This window comes from Aeromicrobium sp. SORGH_AS_0981 (genome assembly GCF_031453195.1).
Taxonomy (GTDB): domain Bacteria; phylum Actinomycetota; class Actinomycetes; order Propionibacteriales; family Nocardioidaceae; genus Aeromicrobium.
Genome location: NZ_JAVIZD010000001.1, coordinates 152,747 through 173,095 on the forward strand (window position 1 = coordinate 152,747; position 20,349 = coordinate 173,095).

General features: G+C 72.5%; 17 protein-coding genes and 2 pseudogenes. 7 read left to right on the forward strand and 12 right to left on the reverse strand.

Translation table 11 applies throughout. The features are described 5' to 3' along the window. Positions 1–10: 10 nt before the first annotated feature. On the reverse strand, positions 11–949 hold the full coding sequence (locus QE370_RS00810; protein WP_309633075.1) for an NAD(P)-dependent oxidoreductase: 939 nt from the start codon (positions 947–949) through the stop codon (positions 11–13). A gap of 65 nt (positions 950–1,014) precedes the next feature. Between QE370_RS00810 and QE370_RS00815 the strand changes: the two genes are divergently transcribed. Further along, positions 1,015–1,440 carry a DUF1232 domain-containing protein gene (locus QE370_RS00815; protein ID WP_309633076.1) on the forward strand — a complete coding sequence of 142 codons (426 nt, stop codon included), beginning with the start codon at positions 1,015–1,017 and terminating at the stop codon, positions 1,438–1,440. Continuing rightward, a complete protein-coding gene (locus tag QE370_RS00820; protein WP_309633077.1) occupies positions 1,437–1,781 on the forward strand; it encodes a TraR/DksA C4-type zinc finger protein in 345 nt (114 codons plus the stop codon). Before QE370_RS00815 ends, QE370_RS00820 begins: the two co-directional genes overlap by 4 nt. 51 nt (positions 1,782–1,832) lie before the next feature. Here the strand turns inward: QE370_RS00820 and QE370_RS00825 are convergent, their stop codons facing one another. After that, positions 1,833–2,831: a LysR substrate-binding domain-containing protein gene (locus QE370_RS00825; protein ID WP_309633078.1), complete on the reverse strand. Its 999-nt coding sequence runs from the start codon at positions 2,829–2,831 to the stop codon at positions 1,833–1,835. 21 nt (positions 2,832–2,852) lie between these two features. On the opposite strand from QE370_RS00825, the gene QE370_RS00830 reads away from it, so the two are divergent. Continuing rightward, positions 2,853–3,533, forward strand: coding sequence for a LysE family translocator (locus QE370_RS00830; protein WP_309633079.1), 681 nt, complete (start codon positions 2,853–2,855; stop codon positions 3,531–3,533). A gap of 27 nt (positions 3,534–3,560) precedes the next feature. After that, on the forward strand, positions 3,561–5,075 hold the full coding sequence (locus QE370_RS00835; RefSeq protein ID WP_309633080.1) for a B12-binding domain-containing radical SAM protein: 1,515 nt from the start codon (positions 3,561–3,563) through the stop codon (positions 5,073–5,075). Between the two features lie 120 nt (positions 5,076–5,195). Here QE370_RS00835 and QE370_RS00840 read toward each other — a convergent pair whose 3' ends face one another. Continuing rightward, positions 5,196–6,122 carry a Ppx/GppA phosphatase family protein gene (locus QE370_RS00840; RefSeq protein WP_309633081.1) on the reverse strand — a complete coding sequence of 309 codons (927 nt, stop codon included), beginning with the start codon at positions 6,120–6,122 and terminating at the stop codon, positions 5,196–5,198. Positions 6,123–6,189: 67 nt separating this feature from the next. Beyond that, a complete protein-coding gene (locus QE370_RS00845; RefSeq protein WP_309633082.1) occupies positions 6,190–7,545 on the reverse strand; it encodes a cation:dicarboxylate symporter family transporter in 1,356 nt (451 codons plus the stop codon). Between the two features lie 120 nt (positions 7,546–7,665). Between QE370_RS00845 and QE370_RS00850 the strand changes: the two genes are divergently transcribed. Further along, positions 7,666–9,252, forward strand: coding sequence for a sensor histidine kinase (locus tag QE370_RS00850; RefSeq protein WP_309633083.1), 1,587 nt, complete (start codon positions 7,666–7,668; stop codon positions 9,250–9,252). Further along, complete coding sequence (locus QE370_RS00855) at positions 9,249–9,920, forward strand: response regulator (protein WP_253021675.1); 672 nt, start codon at positions 9,249–9,251, stop codon at positions 9,918–9,920. Before QE370_RS00850 ends, QE370_RS00855 begins: the two co-directional genes overlap by 4 nt. Here the strand turns inward: QE370_RS00855 and QE370_RS00860 are convergent. From QE370_RS00860 to QE370_RS00895, 8 genes and pseudogenes are all read right to left on the reverse strand, one after another. Beyond that, positions 9,862–10,392, reverse strand: coding sequence for a DUF501 domain-containing protein (locus QE370_RS00860; protein ID WP_253021677.1), 531 nt, complete (start codon positions 10,390–10,392; stop codon positions 9,862–9,864). The two genes, QE370_RS00855 and QE370_RS00860, sit on opposite strands and share 59 nt — an antisense overlap. After that, complete coding sequence (locus QE370_RS00865; protein WP_309633084.1) at positions 10,385–10,951, reverse strand: septum formation initiator family protein; 567 nt, start codon at positions 10,949–10,951, stop codon at positions 10,385–10,387. The genes QE370_RS00860 and QE370_RS00865 overlap by 8 nt, the downstream gene beginning before the upstream one ends. Before the next feature lie 2 nt (positions 10,952–10,953). Then, positions 10,954–12,231, reverse strand: a complete 1,278-nt coding sequence (gene eno, locus QE370_RS00870; protein WP_253021681.1) for a phosphopyruvate hydratase — start codon at positions 12,229–12,231, stop codon at positions 10,954–10,956. A 194-nt stretch (positions 12,232–12,425) separates the two neighbouring features. Next, positions 12,426–13,025 (reverse strand): MazG family protein, encoded by a 600-nt coding sequence (locus QE370_RS00875; protein ID WP_309633085.1) that lies wholly within the window; start codon positions 13,023–13,025, stop codon positions 12,426–12,428. Further along, on the reverse strand, positions 13,022–13,717 hold the full coding sequence (locus QE370_RS00880; protein ID WP_309633086.1) for a hypothetical protein: 696 nt from the start codon (positions 13,715–13,717) through the stop codon (positions 13,022–13,024). Before QE370_RS00880 ends, QE370_RS00875 begins: the two co-directional genes overlap by 4 nt. Before the next feature lie 10 nt (positions 13,718–13,727). After that, positions 13,728–14,699 (reverse strand): methylmalonyl Co-A mutase-associated GTPase MeaB, encoded by a 972-nt coding sequence (gene meaB, locus QE370_RS00885; protein ID WP_309633087.1) that lies wholly within the window; start codon positions 14,697–14,699, stop codon positions 13,728–13,730. A gap of 355 nt (positions 14,700–15,054) precedes the next feature. Beyond that, positions 15,055–17,172, reverse strand: a pseudogene (scpA, locus tag QE370_RS00890) (methylmalonyl-CoA mutase); the annotation flags it as partial. Positions 17,173–17,234: 62 nt separating this feature from the next. Continuing rightward, positions 17,235–19,103, reverse strand: a complete 1,869-nt coding sequence (locus QE370_RS00895; protein ID WP_309633088.1) for a methylmalonyl-CoA mutase family protein — start codon at positions 19,101–19,103, stop codon at positions 17,235–17,237. A gap of 101 nt (positions 19,104–19,204) precedes the next feature. On the opposite strand from QE370_RS00895, the pseudogene serC reads away from it, so the two are divergent. Next, positions 19,205–20,315, forward strand: a pseudogene (gene serC, locus QE370_RS00900) (phosphoserine transaminase). Positions 20,316–20,349 lie beyond the last annotated feature (34 nt).

A 20,349-nucleotide genomic window follows, 5' to 3' on the forward strand; every position in this document is an offset into this window, starting at 1 on the left:
CCGAGCGACCTCAGGAACCCGACACGTCGACGACGTTCAGCAGAGGCTCCCCCGCTGCGATGCGTCGCACCTGCTCGCGCACCAGTGGGCCGACCCGCTCCATCCGCGTCGCCACCGCGCCGCCGACGTGGGGCGCGACGAGCACGCCCGGCGTGGACCAGAGCGGGTGGTCGTCGGGCAGCGGCTCGGGGTCGACGACGTCGAGCGCCAGGCGCACGTGGCCGGACTGCGCGTGCCGCACGAGCGCGTCGGTGTCGGCGACCTTGCCGCGCGCGACGTTCACCAGCAGGGCGCCGTCCTGCATCGCCGCGAGGAAGGCGTCGTCGACGAGATGGTGCGTCGACTCGCCGTAGGGCACCGCGACGACCACGACGTCGACGTCGGCGAGCAGGTCGTGCACCTCGTCGATGCCGTGCACGTGGCCCCGCTCGTCGTCGCGCGCCGACGACGCGACCCGCACGAGGTCGACGCCGAACCCGTCGAGGCGACGTTCGACCTGGTGGCCGATGCCGCCGACGCCGAGCAGGAGCACCCGCTTGCCGAGCAGCCCGGGGCGCGCCGCGCCCTTGTCCCACCGGCCCTCCCCTCGGGCGGCGTTGCGGACGAAGTCGTCGAGCCCGCGCAGCGACGCCAGGGTGAGCGCGACCGCCAGCTCGGCGGTCGGCTCCTCGTGCACGTCGACCGCGTTGCACCAGGTGATGCCGTCGGGCACGTTGCCGATCGCGTCGTCGTAGCCGAGCGACTGCGCCTGCACGGCCTTGATCCGGTCGGCGTCGAGGACGGACAGGTCGCCGGTGAGCTGGTAGGGACGGACGGCGAGGTCGAGCACCACGTCGGCCGGGGGTGGTCCGGAGAAGTCCCAGACGTGGAGCTCGGCCGTCCCGTCGGACTCCAGGTCGGCGAACAGGTCGCGGGTCTCGTCGTCGGGGAGGCTCAGCTGCACGGGCATGGGTCCGATCATGCCGGTCCCTCGCCGACGTGCACGCCGTCGGTACGCGCACCTACCGTGGCTGCATGAGCACCTGGAGCGTCGTCGCGGCCGTCGTCGGCGGCCTCGTGCTGCTCTGGGCGGTCCTCGTCGGGCTGCTGTGGGTCGCGGCGCGGCGCACGTCGCAGCGGGTCGACCTGCGCGACCTGCTGCGCCTCGTGCCCGACCTCGTCCGCCTCACGCACCGCCTCGCCCGCGACCCGTCCCTGCCGCGCGGCGTCCGGCTGAGGCTCGTCGCCCTGCTCGTCTACCTCGCCCTCCCCCTCGACCTCGTCCCCGACGTCGTCCCGGTGGTCGGGTACGCCGACGACGTGGTCGTGGTCGCGCTGGCAATGAGGTCGGTGGTGCGCCGCGCCGGACCCGGGGCCATCGAGCGGCACTGGCCGGGCACCGACGTCGGGCTCGCCGCCGTGCTGCGCCTGGCCGGCGTCACGTCGGGGGCTGCGTCGTGACCGACGCAGCCGCACGTCTGGAGGAGGAGCGTCGACGCCTGCTCGCGTCGATCACGTCGCGCGACGCCGACGTCGCCGGCATCGTCGCCGCCCGCGAGGGGTCGAACGTCGACGACGAGCACGACCCCGAGGGAGCCACGATCGCCTTCGAGCGGTCGCAGGCCGACCACGCCGCCGACAGCGCACGTCACCGGCTCGCGGCCGTCGAGTCGGCGCTGCGCCGCGTCGAGGACGGCACCTACGGCGTCTGCGAGGTGTGCGGTCGCCCGATCGGCGAGGGTCGGCTCGAGGCCCTCCCGGCCACCACCCTCTGCGTCGTCTGCGCGTCCCGGCCCCGCTGAGTGTGACGTTGGGGGCCCAGATCGCGTCGATCTGGGCCCCCAACGTCACACTCAGCGGGGTGGGGGGCTACTGCCCGCGGCCGCAGCACTGCGCAACGCCGACACGACGACCGACAGCACCCCCTGACGGTGGGCGTCCACTCGGACGTGGGCGGTCACGCGCCGCGCGACCGCGGGCCTGACCACCCGCCGGACCTCGAGCCCCGGGGGCCTGCCTGTCAGGGCCAGGTCGGGGATCACCGTCACGCCGAGTCCCGATGCGACCAGGGCGAGGGCGGCGTGGTGGTCGTCGAGCCGGGCGGCGAAGAAGGGAGAGAACCCCGCGGCACCACAGGCGTCCCGGATGATCCGACCCGTGGGGCTGTCGTAGATGTCGTGGTCCACCCACGCCTCGTCCCGCAGCTCCGCCATCGGCACCTCGTCCCAGGACGCCAACGCGTGCCCTGCAGGAAGCACGACGCTGAACTCGTCGAAGGCCAGCACGTGCCGTCGGTAGCCCTCGTGGTGCAGCTCTCGTCCGTCGAGCGGCTCGGTCTGGACGATCACGTCGGGCGGTCGCCGCCCCCGACCGTCGTGGGGCTCGTTGAGGCTGACCTCGAGCGTGGTCCGGGGGTGCTGCTGCGCCAGCGCCGTCGCGACGGCCGGGATCCACGCCTGCGCCACCGAGGCGAAGCAGGCGATCGCCACCCCCTCGACACGACCTTCCCGCAGGTCCAGGGCGACCCTGTCGAGCCGCTCCAGATCGGCCAGGACCGGCGCCGCACGCTCGACCAGGTGCAGTGCAGCCGCGGTCGGGACGATGCCTCGGCCCTGCTTCTCGAAGAGGACGAGGCCGCTCTCGCGAGCCAGCAGAGCGACGTGCTGGCTGACCGTCGCGGGTGCGTAGCTCAAGTTTCGCGCTGCGGCGCTGACCGAGCCCGCCGCCACGACCGCCTGGAGCACTCGGAGTCGTTGCACGTTGAGCACACGACCATCGTACGGCCGAGACGAACGTTTCCACGTTTTCTTCTGCTTGTCTCGACGCGTTCTCTTCCGGAGACTCGTGACCACGACCCGGCCGAGGAGGAACGTGTGACCAGCAGTGAGCTGCTCCCCATCATCGGCTTCGCCGCGGTCCTCGCGGTCACACCAGGACCGGACACGTTGCTCTCCCTGCGCTACGGCCTCCTCGGCCGTCGGGCAGGCGTGGCCGCGGCGACAGGCACCTCGCTCGCCCTATTCGCGTGGGCCGCACTCGCCGGGACCGGCGTGGCCGCGACGCTGCGCGCCTCGCCCACGCTCTACGAGTCGCTCAAGGTCGTCGGCGGCGCCTACCTGGCGTACCTCGGCGTCCGCACCCTGCACGACGCGCGGGCGAGCACGCCAGCCGTCACCCCGCGGCCCGACGGGGACGGTGACCTTTCGGCGCGCGACACCCTGACACGTCGTGGGACGCGGACCGGTCGCGCGTTCATGACCGGCGTGCTCACGTGTCTCACCAACCCCAAGACCGGCCTGTTCTTCGTCGCGCTGCTGCCTCAGCTCGCGCCTCCGCACGCGAGCGTCGGCTTCATCGTCCTCGGTCTCGGCGGCGTGGTGGCCCTCGTGGTCTACGCGTACCTCCTCCTGGTCGCCGTCTCCGCCGACGCCGTCCAGCGCCATCCCTCCGCCCCTCGACTCACGAAGGCCCTCGAGACGATCAGCGGCGTCGCCCTCCTCGGCATCGGGCTCGTCACCGGCGCGAGCGCCGCCGTCCAGCTCCTGACGACCTGACCGCACACCGACCCTCGGGGGAACACCATGCACAGCATCCACAAGGTCCTGCTCGTGAACGCCGGCACGGACGAGCACGTCAGCTCGATCGCCAACGACGGCACCTTCCCCGCGCTCGGCGTGGTCTCGCTCGCCACGGCGCTGCGTGTCCACCTGCCCGAGCTCGACGTCCTGGCCGTCGACGGCCAGGTCACGCCGATGGCCGAGCTCCTCGACCTCGTCGACACCTACCGACCCGACCTGCTCGGCGTGAGCGCGCTCAGCACGTCCTACCGGAGCTCGATCCGCCTGATCGAGGCCGCGCGCGACGTCGACGCCGTCACCGTCCTCGGCAACGACCAGGCAGCCGCCAAGGCCGAGCAGATCCTGCGGCACCAGCCCGCCGTCGACTACGTGTGCTCAGCCGACGTCGGAGAGTTCGCGCTGATCGCCCTCGTGCGACACCTGCGAGGCGAGGTACCGGTCGAGACCGTCCCTCGGCTCTGGTGGAGGGACGGCGCGACGGTGCGGCGCACGGAGGGCGTCGAGATTCCTGACGAGTCGGAGCGGGGTGGCGCCATCCAGCGTCACGTCCTGGACGCGATCCCGATCCCGGACCGCACCCTCATGCCCCGGTCGAACTGGGACCGCTACCTCGCGAACTACCTCGACCGCTACGGCCGGCTGCACGCGGACGAGACCATCACCGGTGTGACGACCATGAACCGCGCCCGGGGGTGCGCCCGTGTCCGTCACCCGTGCCACTTCTGCGGCATCGCGGACCTGACCCTCCGCTTCTCCTCGGCGGAGATGTTCTGGGAGGACGTCCGACGGGCGCAGGACCAGGTCGGCGCGAGCATCTTCTACGAGGCGTTCGACAGCATGAGCAGCGCCCCGCGGTGGCTCGAGGAGCTGGCCGCCGCGAAGCCCGACGACGTGGGAGAGCCGCGCTTCTTCGTCTACACCCAGGCGTCGGAGACGACCCCGCGCCTGATCGACCTGTACCGACGGATCGGCGTCTACCGGGTCAACATGGGCCTGGAGTCGGGCGACAGCCGGATGCTGAAGCTGCTGAAGGGGCCGCGCGACAGCCTCGAGAGCAACCAACGTGCCGCGATGCTGCTGAAGGAGGCCGGGATGCCGATCTACGGCTCCTTGGTCCTCGGTGGTCCCGACGAGACCACCGAGAGCCTCGAACGCACCGTGGACTTCGCTCGGTGGCTCATCGACAACGACATGATGGCCGCGCTGGAGGCTCAGCCGCTGTACCCGGAGTTCACCGCGCTCACGGGCACGTGGCTGATGAACCCGTCCGTCGCGCACGCCGCAGCACGCGAGAAGGGGTTCACGATCCGTCGGCCAGACCTGCTCGAGACGATGCCCGCCAAGTACGGACCGATCGACCTGGTCGACTTCGACGAGGCGTCGATGGACTGGAACGCGATCTTCTCCGCGGCGAGCTGGGACGAGGTGACGTCGGCCGCGGTGGAGATCCGCGACTACGCCCGGACCCACAACACGGCCTACGGGTCGGCCTTCGCGTCGAAGGAGGTCGTCGCCTAGGCCGTGCGGCCGTCGGACCCTGCGCACCCCCACCCGCTGAGTGTGACGTTTGGGGCCCCGATCGACGCGATCGGGGCCCCAAACGTCACACTCAGCGGGTGGGGGTCGGCGGGGTGGGGGCTACGCCGAGCGCTGCGCCGCGCCCCAGGCGATGCCGTCGAGGATGTCGTGCTCGCTCACCAGCACCTCGTCGGTGGCGAGGGGGACGGAGGCGAGGACGGCGTCGAGGATCATCGCGCCCGCGCCGATCACGTCGGCGCGACCCGGGTGCATGAACGGCAGGGCGCGGCGGTCCGCCACCGACATCCGCAGCAGCGACACGCAGGCGGTGCGGACGTCGTCGACCGCGATGCGGGCGCCATGGATCTGCGAGGAGTCGTACGACGGGAGCTCCAGGGCGTGGGCCGCGACCGTCGTGATGGTGCCCGCCACCCCCACGAGGGTGCTCACCGGGTCGAGCCCGGACAGGCGGGGCGTCAGCACGTCGTCGAGGTAGGACTCGAGCGCGGTCACCTCGTCGATCGAGGCGGGGTCGCTGCGCAGGAACCGCTCGGTGAGCCGCACCGAGCCGACGTCGAAGGAGTGCGACCAGCCGACGTCGCCGTCGGCACCGACCACCAGCTCCGTCGAGCCGCCGCCGATGTCGACGACCAGGGCCGGTCCCGACACCGAGCGCGTCGCCCCGAGGAACGAGGCGCGGGCCTCCTCCTCGCCCGACAGCACCTCGAGGTCGATGCCCAGCACCGACCGCACGCCGTCGCTCAGCTCGTCGGCGTTCGACGCGTCGCGGGCGGCCGACGTCGCGCAGAAGCGCACCCGCTCGGCGCCCAGCACCGTGGCCAGCTCGCCGAACTCGCGGGTGACCGCGAGCGTGCGCTCGAGCGCGTCGGGGTGGAAACGACCGGTCTCGTCGACGCCCTGCCCGAGGCGGACGACCCGCATCTCGCGCACGACGTCGCGCTTCTGGTCGCCACGCACGTCGGTGACGAGCAGGCGCAACGAGTTCGTCCCACAGTCCATCGCGGCCACGCGGAGGGCATCCGGCATGCCCCGACCCTACCGACGACACAGGGCCCGGACGGTGTCCGGGCCCTGTGGGTCGTCCCACGTCGCGTCAGCGTGCGACGTCGAGCTCCTCGTCCTTGCGGGGCGTGTAGCCGTGGTCGTCATCGACCATCGTCGTCTCGTCGAACGGGTCGTCACCGGCCAGGACGGCGTCGAGCTTCTGCCGGTCGATCGAGTGCGTCCAGGTGCCGATGAGCACCGTCGCGACCGCGTTGCCGGCGAAGTTCGTCAGCGCACGCGCCTCCGACATGAAGCGGTCGATGCCGACGATGAGGCCGACGCCGTCGACCAGGTCGGGACGGTGCGACTGCAGGCCGCCCGCCAGCGTCGCGAGACCGGCGCCGGTCACGCCTGCCGCACCCTTGGACGCGATCATCATGAACAACAGCAGGGAGAGCTGCTCGCCGAAGCTCAGCGGGTCGCCGGTGGCCGCCGCGACGAACAGGGTCGCCATCGTCAGGTAGATCGCGGTGCCGTCGAGGTTGAAGGAGTAGCCGGTCGGCACCACGACGCCGACGGTCGACTGCTGCACACCCGCGTGCTCCATCTTGGCGATGAGGCGCGGCAGGGCCGACTCCGACGACGACGTCGAGACGATGAGCAGGAACTCGCGGCCCAGGTACTTCAGCAGGCTGAAGATGTTGATGCCGGTGACGGCCTTGAGCAGCGCACCCAGGATGCCGAAGACGAACAGGAAGCACGTGATGTAGAAGCCGATCATGAGGACGGCGAGGCTGCGCAGGGCGTCCATGCCGGTCTCGCCGACGACGGCGGCGATCGCGCCGAAGGCGCCGATGGGGGCCAGCCACATGATCATGGCGAGCACGCGGAACACGAGCTTCTGCAGGTAGCCGACGCCGACGAGGATCGGCTCGCCCGCGCGACCCATGGCCTGCAGCGCGAAGCCGACGAGCAGGGCGACGAAGAGCGCCTGCAGCACGTCGCCCGACGTGAGTGAGGAGACCATCGTGTCGGGGATCATGTGCAGGATGAACTCGGCGGTCGTCTGCTTCTCACCGCCGGCGGACTCGGCCGCCTTCGCCGCACCCTCCGGCGTGATCTGCAGGCCCTCGCCCGGGTGCAGGATGTTGCCGACGGCCAGGCCGATGGCCAAGGCGAACGTCGACATCGTGATGAAGTAGCCGAGCGCCATGCCGCCGACCTTGCCCACCTGCGCGGCGCTGCGGACCGAGCCGACGCCGAGCACGATGGTGCAGAAGATGACGGGGCCGATCATCATCTTGATGAGCTTGACGAAGCCCTCGCCGAGCGGCTTGAGCTCCTTCGCGACGTCGGGGGCCGCGAAGCCGACGGCGATGCCGGCGAGCACCGCGACGATGACCGCGATGTAGAGGTAGTGCGTGCGGTCGCGCCGGGTGCGCGCCTGCGGGGTCGTGCTGGTCATGGTTCCTCCTGTGGGACGACCTGCCCACCGTGCCCGGTCACGTGACCCCGGTCACCGTTGCGTACATAGAGTTCGGTGACCGCGGTCACAACGGCTTCGTCGAGGTGGGACGATGCGGTCGTGCCCCGCCCGTCGTCCGTCGCGCGCCAGATCCTGCTCTGGCAGGTCGTCGTCGTGTGCGTGCTGGTGCTCGGCGGTGTGACGGCCGCCTGGTTCGACGCGCGCGCCGACGCGACGGCCTCGGCCCGGCAGCGGGCGCTCGACCTCGCCGTGGCCGTGGCCGACTCCCCCACGGTGCGGGAGGCGGTGCGCACGACGGACCCGTCGGCGGTGCTCCAGCCGTTCGCCGAGCAGGTGCGGCGCGACAGCGGCACCGACTTCGTCGTCATCATGTCGCGCGACGGCATCCGCTACTCCCACCCCGACCCGACCAACATCGGCAAGCGCTTCCTCGGCTCGATCACCCAGGCCCAGGCCGGCCGGACGTACAGCGAGGAGTACGTCGGCACGCTCGGACCGTCGGTCCGGGCGGTGGTGCCGGTGCGCGCGGGGGCCGGCGACGACGACGTCGTGGCGCTCGTGTCGGTCGGGATCCGCACGGCGAAGCAGCGCGACGAGGTCGTCGACGCGCTCCCCCGGATCCTCGGCGCCGCAGCGCTGGCCGCCCTCGTGGGCATCCTCGGCGCGTGGCTCATCCACCGGCGCCTGCGCCGCCAGACGCACGGGCTGGGCGAGCAGGAGATCACCCGCATGTACGAGTACTACGACGCGGTGCTGCGCGCGGTGCGCGAGGGACTCGTGCTCGTCGACTCCGGCGGACGGGTGAGCCTCGTGAACCGGGAGGCGGAGCGTCTGCTCGACGTCGAGGCATCGCGGGCCGTGGGCCGCGACGTCGCGGAGCTCGGCCTGGAGCCGACCCTGACCGACGCGGTCCGCGCGGGCGGACCGCTCTCCGACGTGGTGGTGGCACTCGCCGACCGCGTGCTCATCGTCAACGCGGCCCGCGCCCGCTGGGAGGGCCGCGACGTCGGCACGGTGCTCACGGTGCGCGACCGCACGGAGCTGCAGGGCGTGACGGCTGAGCTCGACACGGTGCGCAGCCTGGCCGACTCGCTGCGGTCGCAGAGCCACGAGTCGGCGAACCGGCTGCACACGATGGTCTCCCTCGTCGAGATGGGCCGCACGGACGAGGCGGTCGAGTTCGCGACGCACGAGATGCGCCTCGCGCAGGGCCTGACGGACCAGATGGTGGCCGCGGTGGAGGAGCCGGTGGTGTCGGCGCTGCTGCTCGGCAAGTCGGCGCAGGCGCACGAGCGCGGCGTCCGGCTCGACGTCGACCCCGGGTCCGTGGTCACCGGCCTGCCGCTCGGTCCGCACGACGCGGTGACGGTGCTGGGGAACCTGCTCGACAACGCGATCGACGCGGCGCAGGGCACGACGACGGCGACCGTGGCGGTGCACCTGCACGCCAGCGACACGCACCTCGACGTCGTGGTCGAGGACTCCGGCCCGGGCATCCCCGAGGAGGCCCGCGACCAGGTCTTCGAGCGGGGCTGGTCGACGAAGGTCGACGACCGTCCGCACGGCCGAGGTCTGGGTCTGGCACTGGTGGGTCAGGTGGTGCGCCGCCACGGAGGTAGCGTGCGCGTCGGCTCCGGTGCGCTCGGCGGGGCCATGGTCGAGGTGGAGATCGGGGAGGACGCGTGATCCGCACGCTGGTCGTCGAGGACGAGAGGGTCGCGGCGCAGGCGCACGCTCAGTACGTGCGCGACGTACCCGGCTTCGAGCTCGTCGCCGTCGCGATGTCGGCGCAGGACGCGGCGCGAGTGCTGCGGGAGGAGCCCGTCGACCTCGTGCTGCTCGACATGCACCTGCCCGACGGGCACGGCCTGCAGCTGCTGCGGCGGTTGCGGGCGGCGGGCAGCCGGGTCGACGTGATCGCCGTGACGTCGGCGCGCGACGCCGAGGTGGTGCGCGACGCGGTGGCGCAGGGCGTGGTCGGCTACCTCATCAAGCCCTTCGCCTTCGGTGCACTGCGGGAACGGCTGCTGGCGTACCGGACCTTCCACGAGGGCCTGCAGGGCTCCGACGACCTCGACCAGGGCGCGGTCGACCGGATGCTCGAGTCGTTGCGGCCCACGTCCCGACCCGCCCTGCCGAAGGGGCTCGGGGCGGAGACGCTGGAGCAGGTGCGTGCGGCGCTGGCCGAGCACGGTCCGTCGTCGGCGAGCGAGGTGGGCGAGCACCTGGGCTCGTCACGGGTGACGGCGCGTCGCTACCTGGAGCACCTCGCCGAGACCGGCGAGGTCGCCCGGGTCACGCGGCTGGGTCGGGCTGGGCGTCCTGAGGTCGAGTACCGGCCGGGGCGCAGCTAGAGCTGCCCCAGTAGTCGCCGAGCAGCTCGACGGCCTCGTCGCCGAGCGGGTTCACGCCGGGGCCCTTGGCGAGGGCGTGGCCGACGAGCACGTGCAGGCACTTGACCCGCGTGGGCATCCCGCCGGCGCTGATGCCGTCGATCTCGGGCACGTGCGCGACCGCCTCGCGCTCGGCGAGGTACTCGGCGTGGGCCCGTGCGTAGTGGTCGGCGAGGTCGGTGTCGTGGGTGAGCCGCTCGCTCATCTCGGCCATCAGGCCGGACGCCTCGAGGGTGCCGATGGCGCCGGCCAGCCTGGGGCAGGTGACGTAGTAGAGCGTCGGGAACGGCGTGCCGTCGGGCAGCCGCGGCTCGGTGCGGACCACGTTGGGGTGGCCGGACGGGCAGCGTGCGGCGATGCCGAGGACACCGCGGGCGGGCCGCCCGAGCTGCTCGGCGACGATCTCCAGGTCGCTCGGGCTCGGGTCAGTCACGGTTCTTCAGCACCTCGTCGGGGTCGGGGACGGGCTGCTGGGCCGACGAGGTGCGTCCGGACGCCTCGACGCTGCCCCACAGCGTGTCGTACCACTGCTTCTGGGTGGGGTCCGGTGGGTCGTCGAGCCGGGGCGCGTCGCCCTCGACGGTGCCGTCGGCGCCGATGACGCGGTATCCGACCTCACCGGGCATGACCCAGCCGAAGCGCTCGCGCGCCTGCTGGCGGACGTAGGCGTCGTCGTTCCAGCGCGCCTTGGTGTCGCCGAGGTCCTCGATGGACGCCTGCCGCGTGGCGATCTCGGCCTTCAGCTGCTGCACCTCGCCACGCTGCTGCCACCAGGCGTGCAGCGCCGAGGTGTACGACGCGAGCAGCAGGAGCAGCACCGCGAGCAGCAGCACGGCGCGGGTCGTGAAGCGCGACCCGACGCCGCGGGCGGTCGTCGCGCCCGACCGGGGTCGGGTCGGGCCGGGGCGGCTGGCTCCCGCGGCACCGGACGGCCGCCCCGCAGGACGTCGTGTCCTGGGGGTGGGTCGTCCGGGTCCGCGGGAGCCGGCCATGCTCAGAGCGCGAGGCGGGGGAAGGCCGACGCGCCGGCGTACACCGCGGCGGACCCGAGGGCCTCCTCGATGCGCAGGAGCTGGTTGTACTTGGCGACCCGGTCGGAGCGGGCGGGGGCGCCGGTCTTGATCTGGCCGCAGTTCGTGGCGACGGCGAGGTCGGCGATCGTGACGTCCTCGGTCTCGCCCGAGCGGTGGCTCATCATGTTGCTGAAGCCGTGGCGGTGGGCGAGCTCGACGGCGTCGAGCGTCTCGGTGAGCGAGCCGATCTGGTTCACCTTGACGAGCATCGCGTTCGCGGCGCCCTGCTCGAGGCCACGCGTGAGCCGCTCGACGTTGGTGACGAACAGGTCGTCGCCGACGAGCTGGACCTGGTCGCCGATGCGCTCGGTGAGCGCGACCCAGCCCTCCCAGTCCTCCTCGTCGAGCGGGTCCTCGATGGACACGATCGGGTAGGCGGCGACGAGCTCGGCGTAGTAGTCGGCCATCTGCTCCGACGTCTTCGGCGACGCCTCGAAGGTGTAGCTGCCGTCGCCGAAGAACTCCGAGCTGGCGACGTCGAGCGCGAGGCCGATGTCGGTGCCGAGCGTGAGGCCGGTCTTCTCCACGGCGGTGGCGATGAGGTCGAGTGCCGCGCGGTTGGACGGCAGGCTCGGCGCGAAGCCGCCCTCGTCGCCGAGGCCGGTGGACAGGCCGTCCTTCTTGAGGACCGACTTGAGCGCGTGGTAGACCTCGGTGCCCTGGCGCAGCGCCTCGGCGAACGTGGGCGCACCGATGGGCGCGATCATGAACTCCTGCACGTCGACGTTGGAGTCGGCGTGGGCGCCACCGTTGAGGATGTTCATCATCGGGACGGGCAGCACGTGCGCGTTGGGTCCGCCGACGTAGCGGAACAGCGGCAGGCCGGCGGAGTCGGCGGCGGCCTTGGAGAGCGCGAGGGAGACGCCGAGGATGGCGTTGGCGCCGAGCTTCGCCTTGTTGGGCGTGCCGTCGAGGGCGATCATGGCGGCGTCGACGGCGCGCTGGTCGTCGGCGTCGAAGCCGACGATCTCGGCGGCGATGGTCGTGTTGACCGCCTCCACGGCCTTGCGGACGCCCTTGCCGAGGTAGCGGTCGCCACCGTCACGCAGCTCGACGGCCTCGAACTGGCCGGTGGAGGCACCGGAGGGGACGGCGGCGCGTCCGATGGTCCCGTCGTCGAGGGCGACCTCGACCTCGACGGTGGGGTTGCCGCGCGAGTCGAGGATCTCGCGTGCTCCGACGGCTTCGATGCTGGCCATGCTGCTCCTGCTGCTGTGGTGGTGCGGTCGGTGCCCAGCCTAGTGCCGCCGTGCGGCCGTCCGTGTCAGGCGCGGGGTCACGCAGGATTCTGCGTTCGCGTGCCGGACGTCGAACGATGCTGCGTTCGTGGCGGGATCCGGTCGCGAACGCAGCGTCGTCGGGTGCTCCGTACCCGAACGCAGGATCGTGCGTGTCACGCCAGCCGGTCGCGGACGGCGCGGCGCAGCGCCTCCTCCGCGTCGACGCCCTGATCGCGGGCCTCGGCGACGAGGCGCAGCAGGCGCGAGCCGACGTCGTCGCCGCTGGTGTCGAGGTCGGGCACGCGGTCGAGAGCCTTGCGGGCCGTCGCCAGGGCCGGCAGGTCACGCGCGATGCCGTCGAGCGGGTGCGCGTCACGCGTCCCCGACGCCGCCTTCTCCTGCGCCTTGACCGCCTGCCAGGCGGCGTCGATCTCCTCGGGTGTGCGCGCGGTGCCGTCGGCGAACACGTGCGGGTTGCGTCGCACGAGCTTGTCGGTGATGCCGGCGGCGACGTCGTCGACGTCCCACCCCTCCCCCGTGTCGGCGGCGACGGCGGCGTGGAAGACGACCTGCATCAGGAGGTCGCCGAGCTCCTCGCGGAGCAGGTCGGTGTCGCCGTCGTCGAGTGCCTCGAGGGTCTCGTAGGTCTCCTCGAGCAGGTAGCGGCTCAGGCTCTCGTGGGTCTGCTGCCCCGTCCAGGCGCACTCGGCGCGCAGCCTTCCCATGACGGCGACGAGGTCGAGCAGCCGCTCGCCGGGGCGCGGGTCGCTCACGAGCACCGCTGCGTGGCCGGCGCGATCAGCGGACGGTCGCGGGTGTCGGCGGCGGCGGGGACCGACAGCGAGCCGGTGGCTGCCACCTGCTGACCGTCGTCGCCGAGCCCGAAGCGGGGGTCGATGCTGACGTCGGCCTTCCGCAGGGCGTCGGCGAGCACGCTGCGCCCGGCCTGCTGCAGCTGCTGGGCGTTGGTGTCGTCGGCGCGCTGGCCGGTGGCGGCCTCACCGAGCTTCTCGGCGATGGCGTAGGTTCGCTGCCCGGCCTCGAGCACGCGCACCGCCTCGTCGACGTCGACGTCGGGGAGCGCCTGCTCGACCTGGGCGCGCTGCTCGCCGGTGAACACGTACGCGCTGCGGGGCACGCGGATGCCCTCGCGAGCGGCCACCTCGCGGGCGACGACGCCGCTCACCAGCTCGCTGACGGCCTGGCGTCGTACGTCGGCGTTGTCGATCGTGCTGCCGCCGCCGGACTGGGCGGCGGAGAACAGCGACACCTCGCAGAGCACGTCGGCGGTGCGGTCCGCCTGGGCCATCGTGATGGTGGTGCCGTCGACGGTGGCGGCGGCACCAGGGCTGATCGACCCGCCGCAGCCGGCGAGCAGGACGGCCGACAGCACGAGCGTCGGGACGAGGGACCCGGCGGACCGGGACCACCGACGGGTGACGGGCATCACAGGACGCGACCTCATGGCGGCCAGACTACTGGTCGTAGGCCTCGAGGATGAGGTCCGCGGCGCTGGCCGCGGGCAGCTCGCCCGAGAGCACCGCCTCGCGCACCTCGTCGCGCACCCGCGCCACGCCCTCGTCGGTGCGCAGACGCTGGTCGAGCTCGTCGCGCACGAGAGCCCACGTGAAGTCGAGCTGCTGCTGGGCGCGCTTCTCGCGCAGGCCCCGCTGCCCGAGGAACTCGCGGTGCCGCACGAGCCGGTTCCAGACGGTGTCGATGCCCTGGTGCTCGAGCGCCGAGCAGGTGACGACCGGTGGCACCCAGCCCTGGGTGCCGGCGTACACGAGGCGCAGGGCCCCCGCGAGGTCCTTGGCCGTCACCTCGGCCTCCCGGGCACGCTCGCCGTCGGCCTTGTTGACGGCGATGACGTCGGCGATCTCGAGGATGCCCTTCTTGATGCCCTGCAGCTGGTCGCCCGTGCGGGCGATCGTGAGGAACAGGAAGGTGTCGACCATGCCGGCGACCGTGATCTCGGACTGGCCGACCCCGACGGTCTCGACGAGCACGACGTCGTAGCCAGCGGCCTCCAGGACGGTCATCGCCTGCGACGTGGCGCGGGCGACGCCGCCGAGCGTTCCCGCGCTCGGCGACGGGCGGATGTAGGCCTGCGGGCTGACGGCGAGCTGCGCCATGCGGGTCTTGTCACCGAGGACGGACCCGCCGGTGCGGACGCTCGACGGGTCGACGGCGAGCACGCCGACCCGGTTGCCCTGCTCCACGAGATGCGTGCCGAGCGCCTCGATGAACGTGCTCTTGCCGACACCGGGCACGCCCGAGATGCCGACCCGCACCGCTCCCCCGGCGTGCGACGCGAGCGTGGCGAGCAGCTCCCGGGCCGCGGCGCGGTGGTCGGCGCGGCTCGACTCGACCAGGGTGATGGCGCGCGAGACCCCCGCGCGACGTCCGTCGAGGACGTCCGCGGCGAGCTTCTCGACGTCGGTCACCTCGAGACCCCCTTCGTGTCAAGGCATCCACAGGAATGGTGTCGACTCATGCGCGGCGTCCCCCGAGGCTGACACGCTCGTCCTGAGAGCTCCTTGGGAAGGGAAGTCCGCCTGTGGCCGCATCGGTCCGCGCAACTGCACTCATCGCCGCCACCGCGACGACACTCGGCTCTGCCGTGCTCGTCCTCGCCGTCGCGCACGGGACGCGACGGGAGCACGCTGCCCTGGCCAGGCACCTGCGCGGGCTCCGCCGCGAGGTGGTCGACCTTCGACTCGAGCTGCGCGACGAGGTCCGTGACGCCCGGCGCGCCCTGGAGCTCTCATAAGCCCCCGCGCATGACCGTGCCGCCGGCATCTAGTGCTGCAGGCTCGCGCGGAGCCGCTCGAGCAGGCTGAGCGCGGAGTCGGCGATGACCGTGCCGGGCAGGAACACCTCGGCGGCGCCCATCTCCTTCAGCGTCGGCACGTCGTCGGGCGGGATGACGCCACCCATGACCACCATGACGTCCTCGCCGCCGAGCTCGGCCAGCGCCTTCTTCAGCTCCGGCAGGAGCGTCAGGTGGCCCGCCGCGAGGCTCGAGACGCCGACGATGTGCACGTCGGCGTCCACGGCCTGCTGCGCGACCTCCTCGGGCGTGGAGAACAGCGGTCCGACGTCGACGTCGAAGCCCATGTCGGCGAAGGCGGTGACGATGACCTTCTGGCCACGGTCGTGCCCGTCCTGGCCCATCTTGGCCACCAGGATGCGGGGACGGCGACCCTCGGCCTTCTCGAACGCCTCGGTGGCGTCGATGACCTTCTGGACGTTGCCGCCCTGGCCCGCCTCAGTCCGGTACACACCGGAGATCGTACGGATGACGGCCTGGTGGCGCCCGTAGACCTTCTCGAGGGCGTAGGAGATCTCGCCGACCGTCGCCTTCGCGCGGGCCGCGTCGACGGCCAGGGCGAGCAGGTTGCCGTCGAGCGAGCCGTCGCGGCTGGCGCCACGCTCGGCGCTGGCCGTCAGGGCGTCCAGGGCGCGCTCGACCTCCTGCGGGTCGCGCTCGGCGCGCAGCCGCTCGAGCTTCGCGACCTGCTGGGCGTACACCGAGGCGTTGTCGACCTTGAGCACGTCGAGCGGGTCCTCATCGGCCAGCCGGTAGGTGTTGACGCCGATGACGGCCTGCTGGCCGGAGTCGATCCGTGCCTGGGTGCGGGCGGCCGCCTCCTCGACGCGCATCTTGGGGATGCCCGCCTCGATGGCCTTGGCCATGCCGCCGGCCTTCTCGACCTCCTGGATGTGCGCCCAGGCGCGGTTCGCGAGGTCGTGCGTCAGCTTCTCGACGTAGTAGGAGCCGCCCCACGGGTCGATGACGCCGGTGGTGCCCGACTCCTGCTGCAGCAGCAGCTGCGTGTTGCGGGCGATCCGCGCGCTGAAGTCGGTCGGCAGCGCGATCGCCTCGTCGAGCGCGTTCGTGTGCAGGCTCTGGGTGTGGCCCTGCGTGGCCGCCATCGCCTCGATGCAGGTGCGCTGCACGTTGTTGAACACGTCCTGCGCGGTGAGGCTCCAGCCCGACGTCTGGCTGTGCGTGCGCAGGCTCAGGCTCTTGGGGTTCTTCGGGTCGAAGTCGCGCACGAGCCGGGCCCACAGGGCACGGGCGGCGCGCATCTTCGCGATCTCCATGTAGAAGTTCATGCCGATCGCCCAGAAGAAGCTCAGCCGCGGCGCGAACGCGTCGATGTCGAGGCCGACGTCGAGCCCGGCGCGGATGTACTCCACACCGTCGGCGAGCGTGTAGGCGAGCTCGAGGTCGTTCGTCGCCCCGGCCTCCTGGATGTGGTACCCGGAGATGGAGATGGAGTTGAACCGCGGCATCTTCGCCGCCGTGTACGCGAAGATGTCGGAGATGATCCGCATCGACGGCGCCGGCGGGTAGATGTAGGTGTTGCGGACCATGAACTCCTTGAGGATGTCGTTCTGGATGGTCCCCGAGAGCTGCTCCGGCGTCACCCCCTGCTCCTCGGCCGCGACGATGTAGAGCGCCAGCACGGGCAGCACCGCGCCGTTCATCGTCATCGAGACGCTCATCTCGTCGAGCGGGATGCCGTCGAAGAGCTGGCGGGCGTCGTAGATGGAGTCGATCGCGACGCCGGCCATGCCGACGTCGCCCTTCACACGCGGGTGGTCGGAGTCGTAGCCGCGGTGCGTCGCGAGGTCGAAGGCGACCGAGAGGCCCTTCTGGCCGGCCGCGAGGTTGCGGCGGTAGAACGCGTTCGACTCCTCGGCGGTGGAGAACCCGGCGTACTGACGGATGGTCCACGGCTGGGTCGTGTACATGGCCGGGTAGGGGCCGCGCAGGAACGGCGCGAGGCCCGGGTAGGTGTCGAGGGCGTCGACGTCGGCGAGGTCGTCGGCGGTGTAGAGGTTCTTGACCGCGATGCCCTCGGGGGCGTCCCACGGCTCGGCGCCGTCGACCGCGGCCGCGTACGCGGCGGGGTCGGGCGTGGTGGGCTCGTCGGGGTCCAGCGGCAGTCCGGCGAACGAGGCGGGGATCGTCATGCCGTCACTTCCTCTCGGGTGCGGCGCAGGAAGGCCAGGGCGTCGAGCCCGGCCGCGCAGGAGTCGTCCACGTCGGCGTCGACGCTCTCGGGCTTGCCGGCGAGCACCACGTGGCGCGCGCCGGCCTCGCGCAGGGCCGCGACGAGGTCGCCACCCCACTCGGCGTACAGCGGGTCGGGGCCCGCGAGGCAGACGACGGCGGGGGCGTCGGCCTGCCGATAGGCCTCCACGACGGCCTCGACGCCGTCGGTCGCACCGGCGGTGACGGTGTCGATGCCGCCGGCGGCGAACAGGTTCGCCGCGAACGTCGCGCGCGCGGTGTGCTGCGCGACCCGGCCCAGGGTGGCCAGGAAGACGGGCTGCGCGGCGCGGTCGTCGCGCATGGCCTCGAACTCGCGGGCGTACCGCAGCACCGGCTGGGTGCGACCGTACGGGCGCCGCTGCGGCAGCTCCTCGTGCAGGTTCGGGAACTCCGAGACACCCGTGACGGGGCGCTTGCGTCGGGCGATGTCGAGGGCGCGGTCTGACACCGTCTGCTCGACCTTGGGCCGCAGGGCCTCCAGCGCCGCGACGTGTCCACCGTCGGACGCGGCGGCGTCGAGCTCGCCGAAGAGCTCCCAGGCGGACCGGGCGAGGTCGTCGGTGAGCTTCTCGACGGCGTGCGAGCCGCCGGCGGGGTCGGTCACCCGCGCCACGTGCGACTCGCTGATGAGCAGGCTGGAGGTGTTGCGGGCGATGCGCCGGCTGAACGCCTCGGGCAGGCCGAGCGGCTCGTCGAAGGGCAGCACGGTCACGCTCGTGGCACCGCCGACACCGGCCGCGAACGTCGCCACGCAGGTGCGCAGCATGTTCACGTACGGGTCGTAGGAGGCCATCATCGGCCGCGACGTGACCACGTGCTGACGCTGGCCGCGTCCGGTCTCGGCGACACCGCTCAGCTCGAGCAGCCGGGCCCAGGTGCGCCGGGCGGCGCGCAGCTTCGCGATGGTCGGGAACTGCTCGTCGGTGGCGGCGAGCCGCACGTCGAGCTGGTCGGCGGCGGCGTCGACGTCGAGGCCGGCCTCGACCAGGAGCCGCAGGTAGGCGGCACCGGCGAGCAGGCTGTAGGCCAGCTCCTGCACGTCCGACGCGCCGGCGTCGTGCACGGCGGTGGCGTCGACGACGATGCCGCGCGCGCCACGGCGCTGCGCGAGCTGCGCCACCTCGACGGCCACGGCGGGGTCGGTGACCGCGCCCTCCAGGCCGATGCCCAGCACGGTGCGGGCGTGCGCGCCGAGCGGGTCGGCGCCGTAGCTGGTGCCCGGCGCGGGCGCCACGGCCTTGTCGTCGAGCACGGCGTCGAGCGCCTGGGCGGCCGCGAGCGGGTCGGTCGGGTCCTCCACCACGACGGGCGCGAGGTCGACGAAGACCGGCTCCAGGACGCGGGCGAGCGCGCTGGTCGGGAGGGCGCCGTCGCCCACGCTGAGCCACAGCGAGTTGGCACCGTTCTCGAGGTCGGTGACGACCTGCTCGGCGGTGACGTCGGGGTCGGGGTCGGTGAACCAGGCCCGCACGTCCCAGCCGTCGAGCTCGCGGGTCGCCGCGCTGCCGCGCGTGAAGGGCGCCTGGCCCGGGAGCCCGGTCCCCGGCAGGTCGGCCGTGAGGGCCGGGGTGCCCAGCGGGGTCACGCCGATGCCGTCGAGCGTGCGGCGGGTCAGCAGACCCCACACGTCGGCGTCGGGGGCGTCGTCGGCGAGCTTCTTGGTCTTGCGCAGGACAGCAGCGGTGGCCTTCTCCCAGGCGGCGACGTCGGGGGCGACACCGTCGGCGAGGGGGACAGCGACCGTTGCCTCGGGGCCCACGCCGGAGCCGAGGTCGGATGCCATAGGGGGCATCGTAGGGCGGGCGTGTGAGCCCGGCCACCTCATGTGACGAACCCGACGGTGGGGGGCTGGAGCGACCCTGGGAGGGCTGAGAGGATGGGGTGGTGAAGATCCCCGCCAGGTTGCTGCCCCAGGACGGACGATTCGGCTCGGGCCCCCTCGAAGGTCCGCCCCGAGGCCCTCGCGGCGCTCGCGGCGACGGGGTCGTCGCTGCTCGGCACGTCGCACCGGGCGGCGCCGGTGAAGAACGTCGTCGCCTCCGTGCGACGCGGTCTCGGCGACCTGCTCGAGCTGCCCGACGGCTACGAGGTCGTGCTCGGCCTCGGCGGCTCGCACGCCTTCTTCGACGCCGCCGTGCACGGCTTGGTCGAGCGTCGCAGCCAGCACCTGGTGCACGGCGAGTTCAGCCGCAAGTTCGCGACGGCCGCCGCGCGGGCCCCGTTCCTCCAGGACCCCGACGTGCTCGAGTCGCCGCCGTCGACCCACCCCCTGCCCCGCGCGAACCCCGACGTCGACGTGTACGCCTGGGCCCACAACGAGACCTCCACCGGCGTCATGGTGCCGGTCGAGCGTGTGCCCGACGCCGACCCCGACGCCCTCGTGCTCGTCGACGCGACGTCGGCCGCGGGTGGGCTGTCGGTCGACCTCGCGCAGACCGACGTGTACTACTTCGCACCGCAGAAGTCGTTCGCGTCCGACGGCGGGCTGTGGATCGCGGTCATGTCGCCGGCCGCCGTCGAGCGGGCGGAGCGGATCGCCGCCTCGGGCCGCTACGTGCCCGCCTTCCTCGACCTCCCCACCGCGATCGAGAACTCGCGCAAGGACCAGACCTACAACACGCCCGCCGTGGCCACCCTCGTGCTGCTCGACGAGCAGGTGCGCTGGCTGAACGAGCAGGGCGGCATGGACTTCGCGGCACGGCGCGTCCGCGACTCCAGCGCCCGTCTGTACGAGTGGGCGGAGGCCTCGACCTTCGCGTCGCCGTTCGTGACCGCCCCCACCGAGCGCTCGTTCGTCGTGGGCACGATCGACCTCGACGCGTCGGTCCCCCAGAAGGACCTCACCGGCGTCCTCCGCGAGAACGGCGTCGTCGACCTCGACGGCTACCGCGGCCTCGGCCGCAACCAGCTGCGCGTCGGCATGTTCCCCGCCGTCGAGCCCGACGACGTCTCCGCCCTCACCGCCTGCATCGACTGGGTCGTCGAGCGTCTCTGACGTCCGAGCGGTTTACCACGGTCCCGTGGTGAAC

Coding starts and splice junctions, on each gene's coding strand:
- QE370_RS00815 (WP_309633076.1), top strand. CDS start 1,015: ATGAGCACCTGGAGCGTCGTCGCGGCCGTCGTCGGCGGCCTCGTGCTG.
- QE370_RS00845 (WP_309633082.1), bottom strand. CDS start 7,545: ATGACCAGCACGACCCCGCAGGCGCGCACCCGGCGCGACCGCACGCAC.
- eno (WP_253021681.1), bottom strand. CDS start 12,231: ATGGCCAGCATCGAAGCCGTCGGAGCACGCGAGATCCTCGACTCGCGC.
- QE370_RS00835 (WP_309633080.1), top strand. CDS start 3,561: ATGCACAGCATCCACAAGGTCCTGCTCGTGAACGCCGGCACGGACGAG.
- QE370_RS00865 (WP_309633084.1), bottom strand. CDS start 10,951: ATGGCCGGCTCCCGCGGACCCGGACGACCCACCCCCAGGACACGACGT.
- QE370_RS00840 (WP_309633081.1), bottom strand. CDS start 6,122: ATGCCGGATGCCCTCCGCGTGGCCGCGATGGACTGTGGGACGAACTCG.
- QE370_RS00895 (WP_309633088.1), bottom strand. CDS start 19,103: ATGGCATCCGACCTCGGCTCCGGCGTGGGCCCCGAGGCAACGGTCGCT.
- QE370_RS00810 (WP_309633075.1), bottom strand. CDS start 949: ATGCCCGTGCAGCTGAGCCTCCCCGACGACGAGACCCGCGACCTGTTC.
- QE370_RS00880 (WP_309633086.1), bottom strand. CDS start 13,717: ATGAGGTCGCGTCCTGTGATGCCCGTCACCCGTCGGTGGTCCCGGTCC.